7 protein-coding genes are annotated in these 4,268 nt (G+C 34.5%); all 7 read right to left on the bottom strand.

Features of this window, described 5'->3' with window-relative positions; translation table 11 throughout:
• A partial coding sequence (locus tag QZN27_RS09210) for a hypothetical protein (protein ID WP_296786744.1) occupies window positions 1-1,263 on the bottom strand: 1,263 nt, incomplete at its 3' end.
• 9 nt (window positions 1,264-1,272) lie between these two features.
• Window positions 1,273-1,773, bottom strand: coding sequence for a hypothetical protein (locus tag QZN27_RS09205; RefSeq protein ID WP_069574443.1), 501 nt, complete (start codon window positions 1,771-1,773; stop codon window positions 1,273-1,275).
• Between the two features lie 34 nt (window positions 1,774-1,807).
• A complete protein-coding gene (locus tag QZN27_RS09200; RefSeq protein ID WP_296786742.1) occupies window positions 1,808-2,356 on the bottom strand; it encodes a hypothetical protein in 549 nt (182 codons plus the stop codon).
• A gap of 11 nt (window positions 2,357-2,367) precedes the next feature.
• Window positions 2,368-2,502, bottom strand: a complete 135-nt coding sequence (locus QZN27_RS09195) for a hypothetical protein (RefSeq protein ID WP_255360563.1) — start codon at window positions 2,500-2,502, stop codon at window positions 2,368-2,370.
• Window positions 2,499-2,720, bottom strand: coding sequence for a hypothetical protein (locus tag QZN27_RS09190; RefSeq protein ID WP_069574445.1), 222 nt, complete (start codon window positions 2,718-2,720; stop codon window positions 2,499-2,501). The genes QZN27_RS09195 and QZN27_RS09190 overlap by 4 nt, the downstream gene beginning before the upstream one ends.
• Before the next feature lies 1 nt (window position 2,721).
• The gene (locus tag QZN27_RS09185; protein ID WP_296786738.1) at window positions 2,722-3,021 is read right to left on the bottom strand and encodes a hypothetical protein; all 300 of its coding nucleotides are present in this window, start codon (window positions 3,019-3,021) and stop codon (window positions 2,722-2,724) included.
• A 148-nt stretch (window positions 3,022-3,169) separates the two neighbouring features.
• The gene (locus QZN27_RS09180) at window positions 3,170-3,304 is read right to left on the bottom strand and encodes a hypothetical protein (RefSeq protein ID WP_296786735.1); all 135 of its coding nucleotides are present in this window, start codon (window positions 3,302-3,304) and stop codon (window positions 3,170-3,172) included.
• Window positions 3,305-4,268: the final 964 nt, after the last annotated feature.

The following is a 4,268-nucleotide window of genomic DNA, read 5'->3' as shown; positions in this document are numbered from 1 at the left end:
GGATGTAAAAGACAATGTAGATAATGCAAGGATAATGGCTAAGTTCCTTCCTTCATATCTGCGTCTTGCATTTGTTCGCTCCACACATGTTTTCAATGTCTCTGTGCAGCTTTTGCAGTTGAACACGCCAACAGGTTCATTGATGATTAATCCGAATGTGGATTTTGATATTTGAGCACCGATTCTTGGAACGGTATCAAATTCAGATCCACCAATATCAGTTTCACTGTCCGGTTCGCCGTAGAAGTATGCTCCAATACGGGCAAGGGTAGTCTTACCGCTTCCGCCCTTTCCGAAATGGAACATATATGGAATTAGATTTTCCAAAGGCAATCCCATCTGTTTTTTGGCAAATCCGAAAGGAACTATCATTGCATGCTTTAGTGTTGTAGCTAACTTTCCTTCCTGACCGATGAAATAATTTCTCAAGTCCTCAATCAAGTCCAATGCCATATTCATTTTGTTAATGTCAGCTTCTTTTAATTCAAATTCTATTATTGTCAGGCTTTTGGTTTCATCGTTATAGTAGAAACCTGGAGTTTCTATTTCGTTTTTGATTATTGCCAAATTGTTTTCAATTGCTATTTGAATTAAACCAGGAACCACATCTTTGGATTGGTAACGTGAGAGGACATAACCGTGTTCAATGAGATAATGTTCAATTTCAACGATGTTCATGTCTTTGGTATGGAAATGTCCTCCATCTGTTGTTCTCCATTCGATGCTGAAGGTTCTTCCGGCTTCACTTATGGGATTGTCATGTATTGTAATCCTCATAGGATAGCAGAACAATACTCTGGTGTAATCGGCCACTTCATTTCCTTTTTTCCATTCGATAGTCGGTGTAGTGACTTCATTGTTCCTGTAGTCCATAACGATATATTTGTTGGAGCCAGTTTGGAGTTTGTAAATCTTATTGGTATCATATGGTATGATTGCCCTATTTAATTCACGCCCCACTAGAACACTGGTCTTTTTGTCATATTTATCTGAAATGAATCTTTCAATGCCTTTTATCCCACTATTCGGATTTTCATCGCCCAAATAAATGTCTTCGAAGAGTTTAATGATTTCATCCAATGTTTTCTCATGAGAAGGAAGCTGGTTGTATAATTCAGTAAGAATTTTTTCTACAACTTCTGGGTCTGTACCCTGCAAATAGAAAGCACTGATTATGTTTTTAAAGTATGTAAACTCATAATCCGGTTTATAGACATTACCGATAGCTTTTTTGATTTGTATAGCTGAACTTCCTTCACTCATTTTAATTACCTATACCTGAACGTCCCTCACAATGAAACTGTAGAATGTGTAGGTTCCGGATCTTTCTTTGACTTGAATAGTCATTTCACTTAACCTGTTTACGAATTCACGGTATTCGGAAAGATCAACATTTCTTAAAATATTGGATTTGCCAACTGAACCTGCATTTTCCAATTCAAGAATGCTGGTTAAGAAATCAAATAATACACTTCCTTTTCTAACGTTTTTGTGAATGTCTCCATCATTTTTAAGATTAACATTGATTTCAACATATATTTTGTCTGCATCCTGAAAGATGTATAATTTGAATCTGTTCACTGTTTTTTCTTCGCCATCATCGTCAAAGGTAAATGATGAAACTGAAGCCATTTCAGGTCTGCCTCTGATTAGGGTTCCATCTTCAAAGTCTTTTAATTCTGCTTTTTCATATCCTTCCGGAATTTCTACAATTTCTTCATAATCTAATTGTGTACCTGTAAATATTGTTTGTTTGCTGTTTTCAAAGCTCATTTTAATTCTCTCCTAAAAAATATTAAAAGAGGAACTAGCTATTGTCCTCTTTTAGAAATTTTGATTGTCCTGCAATCTTTTCAGCTGACATTTCTTCTGCTGACACTTCTCCTGCTCCAATGAGTTCAGCTATTGCACGGTTTGTAGCACGTGTCTTTGCAGTTGACATTATGGTGTGGTCTGAGACTTTGTCCTTTCCTTTCTCGGACCTTGAGCATAGTGCATCTGATTCCACGCTGCGGCCATTTGGAAGTGTTGCTCTAACGCAGTAGTATGCTTCTCTGACTCTTCCCATTTTTGTTCTTTCAATTTCGCGATCCACTATTTCGGTATCGACATTGAATGCACGGGAGAGTTTCTGCCATGCTGATTTTTTCTTGAAGTGTCTTTTTACTTTAACGTAGTTTCCGTTTTCATCTTTTTCTTTAACAATTATTTCCTGATAGTCATTGTCATTCAATAATCCTTTGCAGAGTCTCTGATAGGCGTCCCATTGCTCAATTGCAACATCGACATCAGGGACGGTATCGACTTTGACTATTTCACTTTCTGTTGGATTTTCTATTAGTTCGGCTTTTACCATTTTTTCACCTTTTATAATGTTCCAAAGCTTGAGATTGTTATTCCAAACCATCCGATAGCTATGGCGAATATAATGCTTCCAATCCAAATCACTTTTGGATTCAACTTCATTTCCTTTTTCGGATATAATCTTGCTGGTTTGCTCATCTGTATGACTTCCTTATGATGCGAATTTCACTGATGAAGTTCAGGTTGATTATTTGGATTGTTCCGTTTTTCCTGTGGATTGCTATTGTGTTTTCGTTCAGCAAATGGAACTCATCTGATTTTGAAAGCAGAAAATGAATGCCTTCATTTGCATAGTGAAAACCGATGCAGTATCCATCAGTAAGTTTTTGCTGCATTTCAAGAAGTGTACTTTCCATTTCAGTCACTCCTTTTTTTCCTGAATCCGACAATGAAAGCCTCTCCTCTTATGAACTTGATGAGTCCGATATCTCCCGCTTTTGCATATTGAATCAGTGCCAATAGCTTGGTATGGATTAGTGTCTGGTATGCCTTTTTGCCGCCGTCCACCAATACGATACCGTCATCGTCAATGTAGAGGATTTCCTGTTCAACATCACCTTTGGCAACTTTGATTTCACCGCTGTGGGTAAGGGTGCCGTGGTAGTTGTCTTCGAACTGATTATGTTCGATTCCGCAATCTGGCAAATGGCTGTCCATTCTATTCACCTTTATTCAAATGTTCATTGAACATTGCCATTATGTCGTCCCATATATCTTTTGGGACTAAGACATGTGTTTTCCCGTTTACTTCTTGTTCTAACATGATTTTAGACTCCTGTTATAATTTTTAGTTCATCGTCTGGTGTTAATCCAGTTTCATTATCTTGATTCTGTATGACTGGAAGAATTCCCTTTCATTGCGTATGTTTTCAGTTTCCTGAATTTCTGCAATGACTTCTTCAAGTGCCCTGAAATTATTGAAAATTATTATTTCATTCATCCGGGGTTTTATTACTTCACACATTGTTTTTCTTCTCCTATGTTTTCCCATCATTATGTGGGTGTAAATGATCAACAATCTAAAATTCAATAGGAGTCAGAAGTCTTTGAAAATAAAAATAGTACGTGGTTAAAAATAGTTTTCAATTCTTTACCGAATATTTAGTACAAGATAAACACTGCTTTTTTTAATTTACAAATGTTTATATATTCCTTAAAATAAACTAGAAACTGGGTTAAGTTTTGAAAAGTATTAATTTTTAACATTGTTTCGCGACGTGTCTAATTATTTTTATTTTTCTTACCTGACCCCTTAGGATTATAATGAAAAATAATATTTATTAGCTCGTTATTCAAATAAAATTATTTTTTTATAATCCTTTTTTAATAATCTTTTTTTCCTGTTATTTTCTTGATATTTTACCTCCAGATATTGATTTTCAGCCCTCACAAAAGAAAAGTTGTACGAGTGTGAAAAATTGTTCTCACTCATAAAAATTGTCCTCACTTCGTAATGGCTAATTAATCATAGTCTGTTATTTTGTGTATATAAACATTTTGCTTTCTATTTTTGGCTTAATCGTTCATTTATTACAATGTTATACTTGAAGATAAGGCATGTGTTTTTCCAAAATTCTCTAAACATTGAATCAAGATTGACAGTCAGAAAATATTAAATGTATAATATCATAGGTGCAATTTATCTTGAAAATTTGATGATGGTTCCAACCGAATGCACAGATTTAAAATTATTTCTCACAATCACTTTTATATCATAAGCTATTGATAATGTGTTTTATATAATCAAAAATAGTTTTTTACTTTTCAGTTAATAATAAAAATTGTGTAATAATGTTTTTATTGTGTTTGAGGGTGGGACACGAACTCACTAATTTTTAATATTTTTTTTACTTATTTTTCCTTTAATTTTATATACTATGAAGTACAATCTATTATTATAGATA

Origin of the sequence: uncultured Methanobrevibacter sp. (assembly GCF_900316895.1) — an archaeon.
GTDB lineage: Archaea > Methanobacteriota > Methanobacteria > Methanobacteriales > Methanobacteriaceae > Methanocatella.
Note: the sequence above shows the minus strand (reverse complement) of the source record. Positions and strands in the feature narration are given on the sequence as shown.

What these genes read in the sequence shown, in the direction of transcription:
- QZN27_RS09180 (WP_296786735.1), bottom strand. Translation starts at nt 3,304, where the DNA reads ATGAATGAAATAATAATTTTCAATAATTTCAGGGCACTTGAAGAAGTC.
- QZN27_RS09185 (WP_296786738.1), bottom strand. Translation starts at nt 3,021, where the DNA reads ATGGACAGCCATTTGCCAGATTGCGGAATCGAACATAATCAGTTCGAA.
- QZN27_RS09200 (WP_296786742.1), bottom strand. Translation starts at nt 2,356, where the DNA reads ATGGTAAAAGCCGAACTAATAGAAAATCCAACAGAAAGTGAAATAGTC.
- QZN27_RS09190 (WP_069574445.1), bottom strand. Translation starts at nt 2,720, where the DNA reads ATGGAAAGTACACTTCTTGAAATGCAGCAAAAACTTACTGATGGATAC.
- QZN27_RS09195 (WP_255360563.1), bottom strand. Translation starts at nt 2,502, where the DNA reads ATGAGCAAACCAGCAAGATTATATCCGAAAAAGGAAATGAAGTTGAAT.
- QZN27_RS09205 (WP_069574443.1), bottom strand. Translation starts at nt 1,773, where the DNA reads ATGAGCTTTGAAAACAGCAAACAAACAATATTTACAGGTACACAATTA.